Raw genomic sequence first — 18,847 nt, forward strand, 5'->3', positions numbered from 1 at the left:
GGAAGACGATTCCCCCTTGCTGACATTTGTACCTTACATAACTCTTCCCAAGCCCAACATAATGATACTTAACGCTTCCCTCGTCTGAACATTTCGAAAAACCTATAAGAAGGATCATCCAGTCCCGGCCGACCTATATTGGAACCAGCAATAAACGGATGCTCCAGCTTAACGACGGTCTGTTCCTGAATATTGACCCAATCCGCCAGCACTGCACGATGGGAAAACTTCCAGACACCATCTCGCTTTTCATACTTATCCAGATAACGGCCACCAATTAATACATCAAACAGCCCCTGCCCTCCTTCGGCCTGATGGAAAGCGAGAACATACACTTCACCTTCAGCCTTGTGGCCATCCAGCTTGATATTATGAGTCGTGACATTGTGGTGGAGTATTCTCATGGTCGCCTGAATGTCTGGCAACTTGTCAATGAAGTCCATGGCAGCTCCATGGAAAAATGCACCATGATCATCAATGGCATCTTCATGGTAAAGAGAACGCATTTTCTCATGGTCGTGGCGGTCCGCTGCGTTACAGTACGCCTGAACCAGTTCACGAATTGACTCTTTATCCAGCAATGCCCTCAACTGATCATTAAGGTCATCAGTTACTTTATTATTCATTATTATTTTAATGCCAACTGTTCAAAGATCAGGGGATGGGCAAAGCTCACCCCCAATCTTCTGCTATCAGTGTTAGCTTGTGATTTGCGGGCTTTGCTTTGCCCCCATTCGCCATTGCAGGGCAACCAATACCATAACGACTAGTGCCCCCAGTAATGCACCTCCATATGGATTAAATAGCAATACTGGCAGGCTTGCTGAAGACACAAGTCTTTCCCAAACAGTCAGTTTTCTTAGCAAATAGCCTTCAATGGTCATTGCCATGGCAATAATAATGGCTACAGTTTGGAGTGTTGCCAACACCAGACCCAACGGGTCTTCAGCTGTATTAATCAGCCCGGTATAAGCCATCATAATTGGAATGACAAACAAACCAGCAGCAAGCTTAAATGCCTCAACCGAGGCTTTCATTGGGTTGGCATTGGCCACACCGGCTCCTGCGAATGCAGCAAGGGCAATGGGTGGTGTTACGTTAGACGTTTGTGACAGCCAGAAAATAATCAGGTGGGAGGTTAACAGTGGCAAACCAAAATCACCCAGCAGAGGTACAGCGATAACGGCAAGAACAATATACGCAGCCGTGACCGGCAACCCCATACCCAGAATCAGTGCAACAAGGCTGATCAACAATAAAGCGGTGAACAGGTAACCACCGGAAAGTGCCATAACAAACTGGGTAAATTGCAGGCCAATTCCGGTCTGACCAACCACGCCGACAATAATACCGGCAGCACCACAGGCAACAGAAATAGGAAGTGCTAATAATGCGCCCGCTTTCATACCCTCAATCACTTTGGGAATACTGACACGACTGTGTCTGCGTAAAGCAGCGGTCACCAAAATGGCTGCACAACCAGCCACCCCCACCAGCAAGGGTGAATACCCCATCATCAGCAGTGAGGTGATCAGCACCAGCGGAATCAAAAAGTGTGCGCCCTGTTTCATCACCTTAAGAACCGCTTCTGTGCGACTGACCGTCTGCAGGTCCAGTTTGCAGGCCATAATATGAACATACAGTAGCGTGCAGAAAAAATAGAGTAGCGCTGGCACAATGGAGGCAATCATAATGTCGCTGTAGGGTACACCGGTAAACTGCGCCATGACAAAAGCACCGGCTCCCATAATCGGCGGCATGATCTGCCCACCGGTTGATGCTGCAGCCTCAATACCTGCAGCCTGCTCGGATTTATAACCCAATCTCTTCATCATTGGGATGGTGATTGAGCCTGTCGTCACCGTATTGGCAATGGCTGAGCCTGAAATAGAGCCCAGTCCGGCAGAAGCAATCACAGCAGCTTTGGCTGGCCCTCCTCGATACTTACCGGCAATAGCAAAAGCCAGATCGATAAAAAACTTACCCGCACCGGTGACTTCGAGAAAAGCCCCAAACAATACAAAAATAAAGACAGTTGTTGCTGCTATCCCTAGTGCAGAGCCAAAAATGCCGTTACTGGAAAAAATCTGGAACTGCACCAATTCTTGAAGACTGTAGGCCTTGGTAGCCAGAGCACCTGGAAGCAAATCACCAAATGCACTGTAAGCCAGAAATATACCGGCGATAATCACCATGACCCAGCCCACCGTCCGTCGGCAGGCCTCCAGCAGTAAAACCGTAAAAACAGCACCGGCAATCAGGTCCATTTTCGCGAGGCCAAATAGCAGGTAGTTGATGTCGTTGTAGTCAAACTGAATAATTCGATAGCCAGCAAATACGGCCAATGTACACAGTGCCAGGTCAATCACTCGGCCTGCAGCAAAAAGACGATGTTTATCTTCTTTGATTCGAAGGCTTTTTATTAAGGGGTTTTTTATTAATGGATAGTGAAGAAAAATCAACACAATGACCCAGGTCAGGTGGGCAGGTCGAAAGTACGTTGCGGAAATGGTTGAGGTCACGCCCTGCCAGATCTGGAATACTGACAGCATCACTGCAAGAGCCAATAACAAATAGCCCAAGACCTGATTAAGCCTGCTCATATAATTCGTCCGCCAGAATATTGGAAGGGGCTCAGTGATAACGTTTAAACGTTACCACTGAGCTTAAATGCCGTTAACTATTGAATACTGTTAAGGTACTTCTCTGCACCTGGGTGCAGGGGAACGCCAGCAAGTTGTTTTGCATTGGCCGGAATAGTTGCTTCGGCAACTTTGACTACCTTGCGTACTTCCCCCATATTTTCATAGGCGACACGTGTCAGCTCATACGCCATATCGTCTGTCATATCTGCATGAACAACCAGCACGTTCCAGATACTCAGCGTGTCAGTGGCTGGCACATTGTTATAGATGCCCTCAGGAATGGTGTATTCACTGTAGGCTGGGTACTCTGCAATAAATGACTGCCTTTCTTCTTGAGAGATCGGAATAACGCGCAGTTTATGGGTCAGGGCAATCTGAGTAACCGCACCAACACCCTGCCCACCAACAATAAAGCCAGCATCTATCTGGCCATTAGCTAGGGCATTAGTGGTTTCAGAATAATTGAGGTAAACGGCATTGATATCCTTTTCAGGATTAATTCCCAGGGTTTTCAGCAATGCTGCCGAAGTAACGGCAGTACCTGAGCCAGGCGCTCCCAGAGAAACGCGCTTACCTTTCAGGTCTTCCAGTTTTTGGATGTCGGAGTTTTGCAATGTCATGGGGTGAACAAGGTTTGGATAAAGTGCGAACAACACCTTAACGGGCATTTTGGCTGGGAACTTTCCTTCGCCCTGATAAGCATCCATCACCACATTTCCCATGGCAATACCGGCCAGCATGTCACCACGAACCACTTTGATAGTGTTTTCAACGGAAGCTGCGGTCACCTCAGCTTTGACGTTAATACTGCTGACTTCATCCGACCAGACTTTGGCAAGCGCGCCACCAAAGGGGTAATAAATACCACTCTGCCCACCGGTTCCAATGGAATAGTTTTGTGCAAAAGCAATCATGGGTAATAGCATTGCGAAAGCGGCAGCTATCCGTCTCATATTGGTCATCCCCCTTTTACAGGTCATTTTGTAGTTATTAGCGAGCGGGATCTTCCGCTCTATACCCAAAGGATTCAAGTTGCTGCGCGGCGGTAAAGCACAGGGAGCTTAGCAATAGCGCTCCAGTGAGCCGAACTCAGCCAACTAAGTCGTAACCTGAAAGGCGACGGGTATATTTCGTTGTTTGAGCAGAGCTTACTATAGGAAAGGCTGTTGGAGAATACTCTCTGAGAAAGGATGGAGAACTAATATGTGAAGTAGGCATACCGAAAGAAATTTCAGTAATGATCAAAAAACAACCAATACATATCCAAAACAACAACAGTGACCTCTTCTCTGCTTTTCCTCATAAGACTCACAATGTTATCCACAGAATCTGTGGTTAAGTTTTCAGGAATGGAATATGCCTTGATAATTAAGTAAAACCTTAGGGAGTACCCAGTAAAAATCCCATATAATTACCATCTCAACGTGACCACAGCCTTAATATCCACAGCGACTAGCATCTCCAAGCAATTATTTTTCGATGAAAAATATTATTCTCAGTAAAAACAGCTACAGACAAATAAATGCTCGCTAAAGCAAGACAAAAACAAAAGGCACAACCTCGATTTTCATACGAATAAATCATTAGAGCTGTATTAGATATTACGAGAAACCCACAGTTATTGCTTAAAAAAAGTTCTATCAGAATGATAGTCCCACATAATATAGAAATTCGGAGCACTCAATGAAGCGCGTTCTCCTAGGGACAGTTCTGGCTACTTCTTCTGCAATGGCTTTCGCTGGCGGCAGTTACGTAACTGGTAACGTTCAAAGCCACAGCAAAGACATTCATGGCTCCAGCATGACTTCTACTCTTGAAGCCGGCCATACTTTCGATACCACTGAGCGTGGTGGTCTGACTGTGCTGACCGAGTTTGATGGCATCCAGATTGGTAATGCTGCCGTTGAAGGCGTATCCAGCAGCCCATACATTACTTTGGGTGTTGAGCAAGCCTATAGCCTAACTGACAATCTGTGGGTTGCGGCGGGTTACCATCATCTTCTGCACGATGGTGACTTTATTCAGGCTCGTCCACTGGTGAAAATTGGTTACAACTTTGATAATGGCGTAGCCATCAGTAACCGTACCCGCTGGCATTTGGACCAGACCGGGGCAGCTGGTGATGCAGATAACATTCGTACTGATAACGCCATCAGCTACCAGATGCAGAATCAACCGGTTCAGCTGAAATACAACAACGTATACATGTGGAAAGACAACAGCGCTACTGTTGCTGACGAAAAAACTATGGATCACGAATTCCGTGCAACCTGGACCAAAGCGGGCGTTCAACCATATGTTGAATGGCGGAACCAGGCTGACGATGCCAACAATGCTCTGGTACTGGGTGCATCCCTCGGCTTCTGATTCAGTTACCTGTCCCCATTAGTAACTGGTGTGCCAAAAGCCCTCGACATATGTTGAGGGTGTTTACTAAAAATCAGTGCAAACCCTCAAACAATTACTACACCTTCATTTTCCAGTGTTTCTACTAGAGTCACAATTAAATTGCCCATTCTATGGCGATAACTCCCACTATTCTGAGCAAGTTGACCCTCTGAGAACTTAAACTGAACGCTGCCTTTTGTCCCGTTTTTTCAAACTGCCCCAGCAAACCATCTATCAGGGGGGCGCTTCTATATTATTCGAATTAAAGCCTAACCAGAGTCATTCTAGAGCTGTTCTCATGGTGCTGGCCGGAGCATATAACGCACCGCGGCTCAACAAGCTTTACTATGGATGACCTTGCCAGACAAACAGCTGGAATTGAGCGCTGCAAAGATAAAGGGATTCTGGATGAAATTCCCAGCGTATACAAAAACATCGATAAAGTCATGAGCTTCCAGAAAGACATGGTAGAGGTAGTTCATACTCTCAAGCAAATCATTAATATCATCGATTAAGTCCCTTTCTTCAGCCACACCTCTCTTTCATAACGCCTCTTCTAACTTAATGTTGAGAGAGGTCTGGCTCCCCTACTCATCCCGCAGTCATTATTTCTCTCAGCGTTAAAAACCCAATGAATCAGTGATGCAATTTGCCAATAAATAATAAGAAACAAATGCCGACATCAAGTCTATATTGGCTGGAGATATAGCAATGACAGACCCGCAAGCCCGATTTGAGCAATTGATACAGCACCTGCGTGATCTTACTGGGCTCGACTTCCCTCTTGAAAACAACAGCTGCACGCTTGTTGACAGCAGTGATGAAGAGAAGATTGTGCTTGAGCTTCCAGAAAAGAGTGACCTTCTCTTATTGCACAGAATGATGGCCAGGCTTCCAGCAGATCCTGCCATTCGAACTGGCAGAGCCCTGCAGCTTCTGGCACTTAATAGCCATCCGGAAAAACTTCGCGGAGCCTGGTTCTGCATCGATAATCAGGCAAGAGCCATTCATCTAATGCTAGGACAGTCACTCGAGAGCCTGAGTGACGGCAACTTCGAAAACCTGATATTCAACTATGTAGAGCTGGCGGATAATCTGGCAAAAGAGATGAAGGAGGAAGAGCAGGAAATTGGTAAGCCGTCCCGCCCTGACTTACAGAACCCGGGGATACAGGTATGACTTCTATTACTGGACCATCCATTAACCCAATTCCCAGCCAGAACCAACCTCCCAGCCAGACGGGCAAAGTTGATGAAAATTCCAATATAGCCCAGTTGTTCAGTGGCTGCAGGTGTGATAATGGCAAACAGTCAATCCAGTTGCCAGGAAACTTTTCATCACTTCAAACTGCGGCCGACAAAGTTCCAGATTTAGCTGGCGCTAAAGCGGGTCAGTCAATCAATAATAGCTCCGAAAACAGCACCCTTGATCAAGTAATCGATACTGGTGGAAAAATACTTGATGGAGCACTTGCACTTGCAAGCTTTGTTGCGATGGTTACTTAATTACGGATTCAGCTCTCACCATCTATAAAACGAAATATGTTCTATGAATCAAAAGAGGTTCCAAGTACCAAATAATCATCATATCCATGCTTCCCAGAACGTTTGCCTCAAACTCATAATGGAAAACCGCTAGAAATCTAGATAATCTAGCGCTCTTCTTTCATCGAGTTGCAAGCCCGTTCTCCAATGATCATAACACCCGAAGTAAAGAATGTTGTGGCACTTAACTGTTTCCCTCCTGGATGTAAAGAAGCTGTTCAACGACAGGTTGATTATATTCGTTCCCAGTCTGCCCTGAAAAATGGCCCAAAACGTGTTTTGATCCTTGGAGCTTCTTCCGGATTTGGCCTGGCATCACGTATTGCAGCCTTTGGAGCAGGAGCCGACACACTCGGAGTCTCTTTCGAGCGGGGCCCCTCTGAGGATCGATCAGGTAGTGCTGGATGGTATAACAACCTTTATTTCAGAGAGATCGCTGAAGAGCATGGTTTGTATGCCAAAAACCTGGTGGGTGATGCTTTCTCGGTATCAATGCGCGAGCAAGTTCTCAGCACCATAAAAGCGGATTTTGGTGGTAAAGTTGATCTTGTAGTTTACAGTCTGGCAACCGGAGTTCGTCCTGACCCGGAAAGTGGCAACCTCATTCGATCAGTCATTAAGTCTGTGGGAATACCGTATACCGGCCTGACACTGAATATTGAAAAAGAACAACTTGAGGCAGTAACGTTGGAGCCAGCAACACTGCAGGAAATCGACAACACCATCAAAGTGATGGGTGGGGAAGACTGGGCTGATTGGATTGAACTGCTCAACCGCCACGATATGCTGGCGGATGGTTTTAAAACCGTCGCCTATTCCTATATTGGCCCGGAATCCACACAAGCCATCTATCATAAGGGCACCTTGGGCCATGCCAAGAAAGATCTGCAATACCATGCCGAGATGATGCATGAATGGCTAAGACCTCTTGGTGGTGATGCCTGGGTGACTGTTTGCAAAGCACTGGTTACCAAAGCCAGTGTATTCATTCCGGGACTTTCCCCTTATGTCATGGCTCTTTTCAAAGTCACCAAGGCAATGGGACTCCATGAAGGCTGTATTGAGCAGATGTACCGGCTCTTTTTCACTCACCTGTATGCCCTGAATGGCCCGAGCCTGGACGCAGAGCGAATGATTCGCATGGATGACTGGGAACTTCGTGATGATGTTCAGTCGCAGGTTAATCAGTTACTGGAAAAAATCACACCAGATAATTTCAAAGACCTTGTTGACTACCAGGGGTTGCGTCAGGATTTTATGCAGCTTAACGGGTTCGGCTTTGACAACATTGATTATGAAAAAAGTAAATAGTCAGGGCTTGAGGAATATTTTGCCTTGCCAAAATTGGGTATCAGCTCCCAGTTTGGTGTGCGGTAGTGATTTCCCTTAAGCTTCAAAGGTTTGATTACTGAAACAGTCATGCCAATATTGGACTATTAAAATATCAGGTAAGTAGCCAGCCTTACTGATAACCATCAGGGAACCGTGTGAATGTCACCGATTATAGAACTTCTTGAGACCTCAACCCCTTACCTGGCTTTTGTCCTGGCACTTATTGGATTGATTGTCGGCAGTTTTCTCAATGTGGTGATTCACCGGTTACCCATAATGATGGAAAGGCAGTGGCAGCAGCAGAGCGAGGCTATTTTACATCCTGAAAAAGAACCAGAGCCTCTCCCTGCTTATAACCTTGTGGTTCCCGCATCAACCTGCCCTTCCTGCCAGCACAAAATCCGGGCCTGGGAGAATATTCCGGTCATCAGCTATCTATTCCTGAGAGGTAAGTGCTCCGCCTGTCAAACATCGATCTCCTTGCGCTACCCTGCCATAGAGACTATCAGTGCAGTGATGACGTTAGTGATTGGCCTGACCTACGGTTTTACATTACACACTCTGGTTTTCTGTCTGTTTGGCTGGTCACTGCTGGCCCTGACCATGATCGACTACGATACACAGCTGCTACCTGACGATATTACGCTTCCCCTCCTATGGGCTGGCCTGATTGTAAACAGTTTTGGGCTTGTGGTAACCCTTGAGCAGGCCCTGTGGGGAGCCATCGCCGGTTACCTGTCCCTGTGGAGCGTCTACTGGATATTCAAGCTGATTACCGGTAAAGAAGGTATGGGCTATGGAGACTTTAAACTGCTGGCAGCACTGGGAGCCTGGCTGGGCTGGATTAAACTGCCCCTGATCATTCTTCTCTCTTCTCTGGTTGGCACCATCGCTGCAGTGCTATTGATCGTCACGAAGCGTCAGGAGCGATCCAACCCTATCCCCTTTGGCCCCTATTTGGCCATTGCTGGTTTTATTGCCCTGATCTGGGGCGATAAGCTGATTAATGCCTATCTCAGCTTTTCGGGACTGGGCTAATGAAAATAGAGCTATTTCAACACAACCGTCCTTTCACCGTGGGTGTAACCGGTGGTATTGGCAGTGGAAAAACGGCAGTGACCAACTTTTTTGCCAGCAAGGACATTACGGTTGTTGATGCGGATATCGCGGCGAGGGTTGTTGTAGAACCGGGAAAGCCCGCTCTGGCTGGGATTGCACAACGCTACGGCCCAGATATTCTTGTTAATGACAATCTTGACCGTAGAAAGTTGAGAACCATCATTTTTGATGATGCCGATGAGCGCAAGTGGCTTGAACGCCTTCTGCACCCTATCATTCGAGAGCAGATTGTCCATGAGCTAAGTAGTGCGGAATCAAGTTATGCCGTGTTGGTTTCCCCCCTGATGCTGGAAACCAATCAGCATGAATTGGTGGATCGTGTGCTTGTGGTCGATGTACCGGAGAGCATTCAGATTGAACGAACCATGGCTCGCGATCAAATGACAGAGGAGCAGACCCGACAGATCCTCAACAGCCAGATTCAGCGAGAGCAGAGAGTAGCGAAAGCCGATGATATAGTGGATAACAGTGGTTCATTAGATCAGCTGCATCATTCACTGGAAAAACTGCATCAATTTTACCTGAGCCTTGCTTGAGGCTCAGGTTGTTTAGGACTTTTAAACCCCAGGCCTCCAACCATTAGTTATCGGATAACGGCGATCCCGTCCGAAGCCTCTAGGTGTGATTCTGACACCAATAGCAGACTGACGACGCTTGTATTCGTTGATATCCACCAGCCTTAAGACACGATAAACCGTATCCCGGTCAAACCCCTCTTTGGCAATGATGGACTCTGCACTCTGATCCAGTTCAATATAGAGTTCGAGAATGCGATCCAGTTCATCATACGGTGGCAGACTGTCTTCATCGACCTGATCTGGTGCCAATTCGGCTGATGGTGGGCGATCTATTACCCGCTGAGGAATCACATACCCCCGTGTATTTCGGTATTCTGACAGTTTGAACACCAGCGTTTTTGGCACATCCTTCAGAACATCAAAGCCCCCGGCCATATCCCCGTAAAGCGTGGCATAGCCTACAGCCATTTCACTTTTGTTACCGGTAGTGAGAACCAGATACCCCTTTTTATTGGAAATCGCCATCAGCATGACACCACGACACCGGGACTGAAGATTTTCCTCAGTGGTATCTCGACTATAGCCAGCAAACTCAGTATTCAGGGTTTCCATAAAGGCATCAAACATCGGTTCAATTGGTAGAACCTTATATTCAACACCCAGAATTTTTGCCTCTTCTGCCGCATCCTCAAGGCTCATATCGGATGTGTAGCGATATGGCATCATTACTGCCTGAACCCGGTCTTTACCCAGAGCATCGGTGGCTACAGCCAGAGTCAGAGCGGAATCAATCCCCCCGGACAGGCCAAGTACGATGCCTTTAAAACCATTTTTATTAACATAGTCTCTGACACCCGTAACAAGAGCATCGTAAACCCTTGAACAAACCTCTGGTATTTCAGCTATCTCACCTTGATCAAAGGCCATAGAACCTTTATCAAAAGAAACATTAAAGAGTTCTTCAGTAAAATAGGTAGCACCAAAAGCCATTTCACCATCACCATTCATGGCGAAAGAGCCTCCATCAAACACCAGCTCATCCTGACCACCGACCAGGTTGCTGTAGAGTACAGGAAGGCCTGATTCCAGACAGCGTTCTCTGACGACCTGATGGCGAAGAGACTGCTTATTCATATGAAAGGGTGAAGCATTCAGGCTGATGATCAGGTCTGCGCCGGCTTCTTTAGCCCTGCGAACCGGTCCCTGATACCAGAGATCCTCACAGATCAAAAGCGCAATATTTACCCCTTTGCAGGAATAAATAACCGTATCCTGACCTTTAACAAAATAGCGTTTTTCATCGAAGACCTGATAATTGGGCAGATGCTGTTTCCCATAACGGGCAAGAATATCACCGTCACGCATCACCAGCGCCTGGTTCTCCAGACCATGAGCCCCCATCAGCGGAACACCGATAATCAGATCAATCCCCTTAATCACTCTGAGCCGACTCAGAGCCTGTTCAACCCGAACAATCAGGCTGGGCCGTAACAACAGGTCTTCCGGCGGATAACCGGAAAGGGTCAACTCTGGAAAGACAATAACATCCGCATCCAGCTGATCCCGGGCCTGCTCGGCAGCCTCAATGACACGGGTAGTGTTCCCGTCAATGTCGCCCACTACCAGGTTGAGCTGGGCCATGACCATATTGAGCTTTGCTGACATGGAAATACCTGTCTATCCCTTTTTAGAAACATCAATCATCTCAGGGGCGGTATTGTCTTGTAAGTATTCGCGTCTGTAAATTGAAATACCATAATGCGGGCTATAAACCCATTAATCTGAGGTAGTGAAAATTGAAAGAATAAGGGAGGAATTAGAAAGATGTCAGGATTAACCATCCGACCCGAAGTCAAAATCCATACGCTCCGAAGGTGGCTGCATATAACTTCCCTGAATAAAATCAGCACCAAACTGCCAGACAGGGGTCATTTCTCCTGCTGTTTCAATACCAGGCACAATAACCTTTCTTCCACTTTGACTAAGGGCTTCAATCATTTTCTGCAACTCTTCTGCATTATCACCATCATTAAGGTCTTCAGTGAACGATGGATCAAGCTTGACCAAATCAACATCCAGGTGAGCAATGCCTTCCAATGGATTCAGACTACAGCCAAATTCACTGACAACCGTCTGGCACCCCATGTCTTTGAGTGATCTGAAAAAATCAGGTATTACCTCTGAGTAACGGGCAAGATTTTGCTCACTCAATTCGATAGCGACAGCGCCTGCAGGAATTCCGGCAGCCTTGAGAGCAACTTTCATCCAGGGAAGAAACGTATCATCTGTGGCTGAAATGCCGCCAACATGCATCAGCATGCGAGTATCACTTCCCTCCTTTCGCTTGGCCATCAGGGCTTTACTGGCTTCAATGAGTTGCCATCGGTCCAGCTTATTCCACAAACTGACTTTTTCCAGTTTCGGTCTGAAAGCCGCTGCCTCATGCTCCCTTCCCTGTGCATCGGTCATAACAAAAGAGACTTCATAATATTCAGCGGGAGAGCCTGCAAGGGAGATAACAGGCTGATAGCTTAATCTGAACTTTTTATGTTTTAACGCCTGGTTGACCATACCAGCCAGCTGCTTTTCAACAGAATGGACAGAGCTAACTTTGCGTTTCTGGTAAAAGCATAATTGATTACCACCTTCTTTTTGTGCCTGCACTGTGGCCTGACGACTCTGTACCATCAACGTTTTGGCATCGTTTGTGGTATCACTGAGGATTACGGCCCCTATAGATAGCTTAACTGACAACAAATTTTGATCAATGACGATATCTTCCCCCGTTACAGCAGTCAGCAGACTATCGGCCAATAATTTAACTTCCCGCTCTTCTCCCTCCCGAAATAGAGCAGAAAAATTCCCACCCCCCATGCTGGCCACCGGATGCACACCTCCCAAGTGAGAAGTTACTTTTTTAGCAAGTGCTTTAAGTAGCTTCTGGCTGACCTCCTTGCCGTGTTGCTCGTGAATTGCTTTCAGGGTCTCTATATGAAGGCAGCACAATGTCGCCTTTCCCTTCCCTGAAACAGCTCTCTGAATAGCAACATCCAACTCCTGCTCAAACTGCTTTCGGTCAAAGAGCCCTGTTTCACTGTCCGGAGCTGACTTTTCAAGGGTTTTATCCGCACCTGTTTGCTCAGCTTCCTGTTCATTGAATTTAATTTGCAAACTAAGGGTGAATTCGCCATTAAACGATGTAGGAGAGATCACCGCACGAGTAGGAACTTCTGAGCCGTTTTTAGCAATTAAAGGACATTGAATGACAGCCAGAGCCTGACCACTCTCTTCAATACCAATCAGAAACTCTTCAACATCCTGCTGATCTTTGGTGATGATCAAATCCTTGAACAGCTTTCCATCCAGAGACTCCTCTTCCGGAAGCCCGAGCAGCTTCAGAAAAGCAGAGTTAACATATTGAATCCGGCCATTATTGACGTACACAACCGCATCAACCTGATCATCCAATAATAGCCGTCGCTGTTTTTCTGATTCGTGCAAGGCAACACTCATGCGCCGGTGGTGCCGCCTAATCTTCAGGTCTTCCAACTCTTTTTGAGCAACAGCCAACAGGTACTCATCATGCCCCAGGGGAATAACCGCACGGGCTCCCATTTTCATCAGAGAGAGAGAATCCCTCTCACCATCCGGTGAGGTCAGAATTATCCCAGGAAGGTCCACATCTTTTTGGTTTATATAATCAAAGATTTGAGAAAAACTCAGAGGCGGTGGAGGATCTGTCATCAATAGCAGATCCCAGTGCTGATGCCCGGATATTGCCGTTGTCAGGTCATCCAGAGAGTTGATCAGGCTTGCACGGGTTGAGTAGCCGGATTCACGAAAAACATTCAGGAAAGACTCCGCTTCCCCGGGAGATGAATCAATAATTAAAAAGCGAACTGTATCCTTACCACCCGATGCCATGGTCATGCTTTCCCTCGTTATCTTAGAGAGCTATCGGCGGTTACCAGATGAATTATATGCTGCAAGCGCTATTACCAGAAATCAACGGGCGTTCTTACCCCACGGCTATTCAGAGTCAAGTTACCATCACCAGTCTGATCTCCCTGAGGTACAGCAGTTAGCAGCACACAACGGTTCAGGGGATCTGTCCCACACTGAGCAGCATTAATTGTGTAATTATTATTTTCAGAGGCTGGGTTCGCAGTAAAACCCAGCTGAGTCAAATCAGTGGTATAAGATAGCTGTTCTGTATAAAAACGCTCCTGCTGCTGCATCACCCACATAAGCATTGCAATCCCGTCACTTCTGCGACTTTCAACCACATACTGACGATAGCTGGGGAAAACAATCGATACTAAAATACCAACGATTACAAGAGCAATCATCAGTTCGATCAGACTAAACCCTTTATTGATCATTTTCATCGATTTTCTCTCCAGAACTGCCTGAACACAGGGATAGAGCCAAAGCTTCTTAATGTGTTCTGAAAACATTCGGTGCCTACACAAAGCTCAGAACCCTGAGAGCCTCGAGTGACAATAGAAGGTTCCGGAGCCAAGGTAGAGTGCCTCAAAACAGTCCTTCGGTTTGATTTATCCAGTGGTGTAGTGCTGGTCATATCACCAAAATTGAACGAGGCACCTGCATTCTCAATATTCAGTGCATAGAGATAATTTATTCCGGGGTTTGGCGTACATTGATTGACGATATTGGTATTCTGACCAAATGAGTTAATCAACAAAACACCTCTAAATGTTGCCGCTTTGCTGATCACTTTTTCACCGGCAGACTCTAGTCTGACATACCACCCCCGGCTACTGTCCAGACTACTTTGAGCAGCTTGGCGCTGAGTATCATTACCCTCCTGCAAAATATTGTTTGTTGCATCATACAGATTGGACTCAGTAATTATGTTGCTTCCAACGTAGGTATAATCGGTAGGGGCCTGACTGATATGGGGGTCACGAAAGACATAAATCCGATCATCCGTATCGTCACTAAGAGGGTCCGACCGGTCTCCGGAACCAATAGCAATATTCAAGTAATCAAACGTGGTAGATACACTGACATCAGGTGCTTCAAAAAAACGTCTAACCCCCCTGCTGTCAGAGGAATTCGAAATTCTGGCTATGACCCCGCCATCTGCAAAGTTATTTGCACCTGTGTTTGTCTCACTAATATCAAAGCGGATCAGTTGACCTCCGGTATCCACTGCATAAAAGAAATCAGTCAGACCATCCTGATCATGATCAACTAGGGTTAAGCTGGCCGGAATGCTATAACGAAGGTCAGAAATGTTCAGGCTGGAGCGGTTATTTGAGGAAGACCAGAGCAGTGCTCCTGTATCAGCATCAACCATGAAAACTGCGTTACCAATATTACTGTTCTGAACGGTCGCCTGACCATCAATGGCAACATCATAGCCGCCACCAAAAAGTAACACCTGACGTTCAGCACCATTCCATGGAACTCTCGCTAACTTTGGCTCAGACCACGTCTGTCCCAACCTGGCAAAATCACCGGTACTGTCAGTCATATGATCATTATCGACATCACCCCGTATTACCCATTTCAGAACAGGGCTATTTCTATTGGTCACATCGAGCGCATATATATTGTTTCCTCCACGACGCATCGTCATATATAAGAATGCGTGCTCACCTGGGTCAGCAGTGCCATTATTGGATTGAAGGATGTCTCCATCGCCATTAAGGTCATTAATCCACGAAGCCATGGGGCCATCCATACCGTATACTTTGGGGATCACACCTGCTGCAGGTGGTAGAAAGTACTGAACATCAATGCCGGCGATAGTAAAAATGCCTTCAGAAACCTCAATCTCATAATCATCCCACGATCCGCCCCCATCAGTGATTTGCAGCCTTTTACCACCGTTGACTATTCGGATCTGAGGATTAGTAATAGTCCCCGTTGTTCCATGCCCGTTGTAAATGACCCTGTATCCCCCCGGGCGAACATTGCGGCGAGTTGTTTGATTCTTCGCTTCCGGGAAATCACCAATGCCTTCGAGTTCTATGCTATGCCAGATGGCTGATTCTTCATCAACAAAAAAGGTTTCTTCAACCCTCTCACCGGTATCCGCATTACTTCGGCCTCGATACATTGCTACATTTTGAACAAGCTCTTCAGGGACAAAAGAAAACTCAGTTGTACCATCATCTGCATTCACTGCGTAAAGGAATCCATCATTAGCTGTGAAATAGATAGTCTTATCGGTTCCACCAAAATAATTAATAAGCTGTGGCTGAGTATGAAGCGGATCTCCAATACTGTGCCGGTCATCAGTGGTATCACCATCACCATCTTCATCATCGACATCGACACCTCTGCCCCATTGGATAACACTGTCCCGGTCTGTCGCGCTGATAAGATTCAGCATCGCAGCAGTAATAAGGCTGTTACTTTCGTGGAAACTGTTGCTGGAAGAGGTGAGAGAGACATTTGTATTACCGCTCATATTGATGTAGGCGGGTACAGTCTGGCTTCGCTGTTCTGCCATTCCACCCTGCTCGACCACCTGACCATCTGGCGAACTGCTCCAGAAGCTTCTTGCCGACTCACTGAAGAAACCGGTAACGGGGTCAATGGCTACATTACCATCAGCATCATAAATCTGATTATCTTCACCCAGACGGTAGCGCTTAAGGTTGCCACGCCAATTAACACCTTCTTCAGGCTTAAACATGACAAAATAAACATCTTCCGCTGTTTCCAGTGCGCTGAATGCGCTGGTAGTCGTTACAGGGGCAGTAAACGTTGACTCCTGAGAGCGAACCCTGGCCATAATATCTCCCAGAGCCTCATCCAGCTGTGTTGCATCTGCAGCGTTATAATAGACTCCACCACCTGCATTGGCTGTTCTGGTCAAAATCCCCGGAGCAGCACCACCAAAACCGGCAATAGTATAAACCGTCGCATTCTGATCACCGGTTACAGACGGTTGTATATCTGCGTTTTGCATGAACCAGGCCATTTCATCCAAGCACTCATCCTCAGCACAATTGGAATCAATGCCCGATGGCAAAGTCATCCCACTGATCAGGCTTCTGACATCATTTTGATGATCACCAAGTGCATAACCATCACCATCAGTGAACAAAATAACATTGATTCTCTGACACTGATTGCTTACCGGGGAATTAAATCGAAATCCAGTCAATGCAGCAGGAACACTATCATTGCCTCCCCACCTTGTGTTTAGCCCGGCAATATAACGATAAGACTCATAGAGGGCACCAACTAATGGAGTACAGCAGACATTGGCAGCGTAACCATTGGCAACATCAAGGGCTGCCTGTCGATTGTTATCAATATTCTGTGAAGGGAAGTCAACTCTAGCGCCATCACTAGTAAAACTCATCAGTGACATATTGATATTCTGAGCACTTTGAATGAACCGACTCGCTGCTGCTTTCGTAATGTCCATGCGGGTCAGATCAATACCACCACCTGAGGTCACCAAGGCTCCCATACTGGTCGAGGTATCCATGATGAATATCACAACACCTCGCTGAGCATCTGGAATTTGACGCACAAAAAGATCCACATCTTCAGCAAATGCCTGAGTGGTTAAAAAAATAAGTAAAAAGACTTTCCTGGACCAATTGGCGAAAAAGGTATGTAAACCAATCTTCCGGCTGGCTATAACACTTTTTCTAACAATGCGATGAATAGACATATTTACCAAAGCCCTCCCTGACTGGTCATAATTCCTTTAAAAGTTCGGCCAGAATTCCTTTAAAAGTTCGGCCAGATGCGTAAAGCCTGAACGGTATTAGGCTTCCAGGTTAATACTGCTGGTTTTCCATCTAACGCTCTAAGCTTCTGGGTAAAGCTCCTTTCATCATGAGGTAAAACAATCAGTTTCTCATTAAAGACAAAGCTTTTGGGTGGACAGCTGTGGCAAGCATAAGCATCAATAATACCCGAAGTATCTGTTGCAAATTTGATATCTACCCTCACCAGTTCCTTGATATCTTCAACTTTTTGAAACCCCACTGACATCAATGGAGTAATTAAAAAAGCACAAAACAGAAATCCTTTTAATAATATTCTCATTTTATATTCCCTATCTCGCCGCTACATAAATCACACCCAGTGTTTGATCGGATCGTGCACCAGTGCCATCAAGAGTAGCGACACTGTTTATTTCGAAAGACAAGCCAATAAAATTTGTGAAACTAAAGCCTGCTGGTGGTGGAACCTGCCCGATAAACCGAAGGGTAACGTTCTGCTGGATCCCCCCTCCGGGATTAACAATCGCCGTCAGGGTCTGCTCCCCAGCCAAAGCAGTATTAAAAAGCCCAGGGTTTGTTTCCAGAAAGTTGAGTTGCACTTCTAATTCGCTATAAGCGACTTGGTATACCTGCACCGTGCGCTGCTCATTGCTCACGGTGACCTCTTCCAACTTTGCCATCTCCATCACAAAAAGGCCGGAAAAAATCATAACGATCATGACGATCATCACAATTAATAAAAAAGATCCAGCCTGCTCTTTTCTTCCTGAATTGATTCCCATTATTACAGCCCTGTATTATTTAATCGGATAGCGGTGCTATACATATACCTGGGTGTTTGATCATTGAATGTCAGATCACCACTATTAAGCAGGTTATAGGTTCGAGCTCTTGAATCAAAAACACGTGAAAGCTCTCCAGCACCAACTAAAACCCCCACACGAATTCCTACGACCTCCCGCCAGTCCGCCACAGCAGCGGCCGTAACGTATTGATTAATATTGGTGGTACCCGGTATTGCAACTCCATAAACTGCCTGAAACCTTTCAACGCCCTGAACTAAAGCCAGTGCATTGCCTGGTGGCCAAGGCAGGCCGGTTACTGGGTCATAACCAAGGCAAAACAACGTATTTATATTGTTTGCATCAGGAGCAACAAAATAGACATCAGCTGTTAAAGCACCACCAGTGACCGTTCCTCCTGCGCAATCACGCCCATTCCCAGTAATTGGATCTGTTAGTGGTTCGTACTGAATAGCCACCCTGTCACTGTTAGTACCTCCACCATCAACAGTACAGATTGTATCTCCCTCACATGCCCCTCTGTAAAAAGGTGGTGGAGGCGCTGTCCCAGCTTGAGCCCTAAACCCAGCACGTCGAAACTCACTACTCATAATATAAAGACTGTGGCGACCGTTCTCCTGAGCGGTAGCGATAAACTCATTCACGCTCGCTGACCGGCTATTACTGATCATCAACTGCAAAGCACTACCCGCAATGATAAGCCCCATAACAAAGGCCAACATCATTTCAATAATGCTAAATCCTTTTTGATGATTGATTACCTCAGTCCTTTTCATG

General features: G+C 46.5%; 17 protein-coding genes. 7 read left to right on the plus strand and 10 right to left on the minus strand.

Annotation, left to right across the window (positions count from 1 at the left end):
* Positions 1-68: 68 nt before the first annotated feature.
* The 3 genes from GV64_RS19705 to GV64_RS19715 form a co-directional block, all read right to left on the minus strand.
* Positions 69-626, minus strand: coding sequence for a nuclear transport factor 2 family protein (locus GV64_RS19705; protein WP_020581499.1), 558 nt, complete (start codon positions 624-626; stop codon positions 69-71).
* Between the two features lie 72 nt (positions 627-698).
* Positions 699-2,603, minus strand: a complete 1,905-nt coding sequence (locus GV64_RS19710) for a TRAP transporter permease (protein ID WP_020581500.1) — start codon at positions 2,601-2,603, stop codon at positions 699-701.
* Between the two features lie 77 nt (positions 2,604-2,680).
* Positions 2,681-3,598 (minus strand): TAXI family TRAP transporter solute-binding subunit, encoded by a 918-nt coding sequence (locus GV64_RS19715; RefSeq protein WP_026258113.1) that lies wholly within the window; start codon positions 3,596-3,598, stop codon positions 2,681-2,683.
* A 730-nt stretch (positions 3,599-4,328) separates the two neighbouring features.
* On the opposite strand from GV64_RS19715, the gene GV64_RS19720 reads away from it, so the two are divergent.
* The 7 genes from GV64_RS19720 to coaE all read left to right on the plus strand — a co-directional run bounded on the left by GV64_RS19720 (position 4,329) and on the right by coaE (position 9,564).
* On the plus strand, positions 4,329-5,012 hold the full coding sequence (locus tag GV64_RS19720) for an oligogalacturonate-specific porin KdgM family protein (protein ID WP_026258114.1): 684 nt from the start codon (positions 4,329-4,331) through the stop codon (positions 5,010-5,012).
* A gap of 368 nt (positions 5,013-5,380) precedes the next feature.
* Positions 5,381-5,548, plus strand: coding sequence for an RtcB family protein (locus tag GV64_RS25985; protein WP_020581503.1), 168 nt, complete (start codon positions 5,381-5,383; stop codon positions 5,546-5,548).
* A 196-nt stretch (positions 5,549-5,744) separates the two neighbouring features.
* Complete coding sequence (locus GV64_RS19725; RefSeq protein ID WP_020581504.1) at positions 5,745-6,212, plus strand: type III secretion system chaperone; 468 nt, start codon at positions 5,745-5,747, stop codon at positions 6,210-6,212.
* A complete protein-coding gene (locus GV64_RS19730; RefSeq protein WP_020581505.1) occupies positions 6,209-6,538 on the plus strand; it encodes a hypothetical protein in 330 nt (109 codons plus the stop codon). Before GV64_RS19725 ends, GV64_RS19730 begins: the two co-directional genes overlap by 4 nt.
* Before the next feature lie 186 nt (positions 6,539-6,724).
* Complete coding sequence (fabV, locus tag GV64_RS19735) at positions 6,725-7,888, plus strand: enoyl-ACP reductase FabV (RefSeq protein ID WP_020581506.1); 1,164 nt, start codon at positions 6,725-6,727, stop codon at positions 7,886-7,888.
* A gap of 180 nt (positions 7,889-8,068) precedes the next feature.
* The gene (locus GV64_RS19740; protein ID WP_020581507.1) at positions 8,069-8,947 is read left to right on the plus strand and encodes a prepilin peptidase; all 879 of its coding nucleotides are present in this window, start codon (positions 8,069-8,071) and stop codon (positions 8,945-8,947) included.
* The gene (gene coaE, locus GV64_RS19745; RefSeq protein WP_020581508.1) at positions 8,947-9,564 is read left to right on the plus strand and encodes a dephospho-CoA kinase; all 618 of its coding nucleotides are present in this window, start codon (positions 8,947-8,949) and stop codon (positions 9,562-9,564) included. The genes GV64_RS19740 and coaE overlap by 1 nt, the downstream gene beginning before the upstream one ends.
* 21 nt (positions 9,565-9,585) lie before the next feature.
* Here coaE and GV64_RS19750 read toward each other — a convergent pair whose 3' ends face one another.
* The 7 genes from GV64_RS19750 to GV64_RS19780 all read right to left on the minus strand — a co-directional run bounded on the left by GV64_RS19750 (position 9,586) and on the right by GV64_RS19780 (position 18,846).
* Positions 9,586-11,211, minus strand: coding sequence for an NAD+ synthase (locus GV64_RS19750; protein ID WP_020581509.1), 1,626 nt, complete (start codon positions 11,209-11,211; stop codon positions 9,586-9,588).
* Between the two features lie 168 nt (positions 11,212-11,379).
* Positions 11,380-13,476, minus strand: a complete 2,097-nt coding sequence (locus GV64_RS19755; protein WP_020581510.1) for an EAL domain-containing response regulator — start codon at positions 13,474-13,476, stop codon at positions 11,380-11,382.
* 65 nt (positions 13,477-13,541) lie between these two features.
* Positions 13,542-13,934 (minus strand): type IV pilin protein, encoded by a 393-nt coding sequence (locus tag GV64_RS19760; protein WP_020581511.1) that lies wholly within the window; start codon positions 13,932-13,934, stop codon positions 13,542-13,544.
* Entirely contained in the window at positions 13,931-17,209 is a 3,279-nt protein-coding gene (locus tag GV64_RS19765; RefSeq protein ID WP_020581512.1) for a pilus assembly protein, read from the minus strand. Before GV64_RS19765 ends, GV64_RS19760 begins: the two co-directional genes overlap by 4 nt.
* Before the next feature lie 59 nt (positions 17,210-17,268).
* Entirely contained in the window at positions 17,269-17,589 is a 321-nt protein-coding gene (locus GV64_RS19770; protein WP_152554129.1) for a hypothetical protein, read from the minus strand.
* 10 nt (positions 17,590-17,599) lie between these two features.
* Positions 17,600-18,049 (minus strand): hypothetical protein, encoded by a 450-nt coding sequence (locus tag GV64_RS19775; protein WP_020581514.1) that lies wholly within the window; start codon positions 18,047-18,049, stop codon positions 17,600-17,602.
* A 2-nt stretch (positions 18,050-18,051) separates the two neighbouring features.
* Positions 18,052-18,846: a PilW family protein gene (locus GV64_RS19780; RefSeq protein ID WP_020581515.1), complete on the minus strand. Its 795-nt coding sequence runs from the start codon at positions 18,844-18,846 to the stop codon at positions 18,052-18,054.
* Between the last annotated feature and the right edge of the window lies 1 nt (position 18,847).

Source organism: Endozoicomonas elysicola, assembly GCF_000710775.1.
GTDB lineage: Bacteria > Pseudomonadota > Gammaproteobacteria > Pseudomonadales > Endozoicomonadaceae > Endozoicomonas > Endozoicomonas elysicola.

Coding starts and splice junctions, on each gene's coding strand:
- GV64_RS19705 (WP_020581499.1), bottom strand. CDS start 626: ATGAATAATAAAGTAACTGATGACCTTAATGATCAGTTGAGGGCATTG.
- GV64_RS19710 (WP_020581500.1), bottom strand. CDS start 2,603: ATGAGCAGGCTTAATCAGGTCTTGGGCTATTTGTTATTGGCTCTTGCA.
- GV64_RS19715 (WP_026258113.1), bottom strand. CDS start 3,598: ATGAGACGGATAGCTGCCGCTTTCGCAATGCTATTACCCATGATTGCT.
- GV64_RS19720 (WP_026258114.1), top strand. CDS start 4,329: ATGAAGCGCGTTCTCCTAGGGACAGTTCTGGCTACTTCTTCTGCAATG.
- GV64_RS25985 (WP_020581503.1), top strand. CDS start 5,381: ATGGATGACCTTGCCAGACAAACAGCTGGAATTGAGCGCTGCAAAGAT.
- GV64_RS19725 (WP_020581504.1), top strand. CDS start 5,745: ATGACAGACCCGCAAGCCCGATTTGAGCAATTGATACAGCACCTGCGT.
- GV64_RS19730 (WP_020581505.1), top strand. CDS start 6,209: ATGACTTCTATTACTGGACCATCCATTAACCCAATTCCCAGCCAGAAC.
- fabV (WP_020581506.1), top strand. CDS start 6,725: ATGATCATAACACCCGAAGTAAAGAATGTTGTGGCACTTAACTGTTTC.
- GV64_RS19740 (WP_020581507.1), top strand. CDS start 8,069: ATGTCACCGATTATAGAACTTCTTGAGACCTCAACCCCTTACCTGGCT.
- coaE (WP_020581508.1), top strand. CDS start 8,947: ATGAAAATAGAGCTATTTCAACACAACCGTCCTTTCACCGTGGGTGTA.
- GV64_RS19750 (WP_020581509.1), bottom strand. CDS start 11,211: ATGTCAGCAAAGCTCAATATGGTCATGGCCCAGCTCAACCTGGTAGTG.
- GV64_RS19755 (WP_020581510.1), bottom strand. CDS start 13,476: ATGACCATGGCATCGGGTGGTAAGGATACAGTTCGCTTTTTAATTATT.
- GV64_RS19760 (WP_020581511.1), bottom strand. CDS start 13,934: ATGAAAATGATCAATAAAGGGTTTAGTCTGATCGAACTGATGATTGCT.
- GV64_RS19765 (WP_020581512.1), bottom strand. CDS start 17,209: ATGTCTATTCATCGCATTGTTAGAAAAAGTGTTATAGCCAGCCGGAAG.
- GV64_RS19770 (WP_152554129.1), bottom strand. CDS start 17,589: ATGAGAATATTATTAAAAGGATTTCTGTTTTGTGCTTTTTTAATTACT.
- GV64_RS19775 (WP_020581514.1), bottom strand. CDS start 18,049: ATGGGAATCAATTCAGGAAGAAAAGAGCAGGCTGGATCTTTTTTATTA.
- GV64_RS19780 (WP_020581515.1), bottom strand. CDS start 18,846: ATGAAAAGGACTGAGGTAATCAATCATCAAAAAGGATTTAGCATTATT.